A 503-nucleotide genomic window follows, 5' to 3' on the forward strand; every position below is an offset into this window, starting at 1 on the left:
AGCAGGTGCAGCGGGACCTCGGCATCGCGTTCGTCTTCATCGCCCACGACCTCGCCGTCGTCCGGCACTTCTCGCAGCGCGTCGCGGTCATGTACCTCGGTAAGATCGTGGAGATCGCCGACCGCGAGGACCTGTACGGCAACCCGCGGCACCCGTACACCCGGGCGCTGCTGTCCGCCGTACCGGAAGCCACGGTCGACGACGACGGCCCGGCTCGTGAGCGCATTCGGCTCACCGGCGACGTGCCGTCTCCGATCAACCCGCCGTCGGGTTGCCGCTTCCGCACGCGCTGCTGGAAGGCGACCGACAAGTGCGCGTCGGAGGCGCCGCCGCTGGTGCAGGTCGACGGCAACAAGCCCGGCCACCTGACCGCCTGTCACTACCCCGAGACGGAGGGCACCGTACCGGCACCCCGGCTCTCCAAGGACCCCCAGGCGGCGGCCTGACAACACCCCTTTTCCGTCAGCCGCCACCACGGAACGGACCTTCACCGGCCCATTGAC

At 70.0% G+C, this 503-nt stretch carries 1 protein-coding gene; it reads left to right on the forward strand.

The features are described from left to right. The coding region (locus B7L92_RS39000) for an oligopeptide/dipeptide ABC transporter ATP-binding protein (protein ID WP_368656288.1) at positions 1 to 446 on the forward strand (446 nt) is incomplete at its 5' end. Positions 447 to 503 lie beyond the last annotated feature (57 nt).

Origin of the sequence: Streptomyces viridosporus (genome assembly GCF_002078235.1) — a bacterium.
GTDB lineage: Bacteria > Actinomycetota > Actinomycetes > Streptomycetales > Streptomycetaceae > Streptomyces > Streptomyces viridosporus.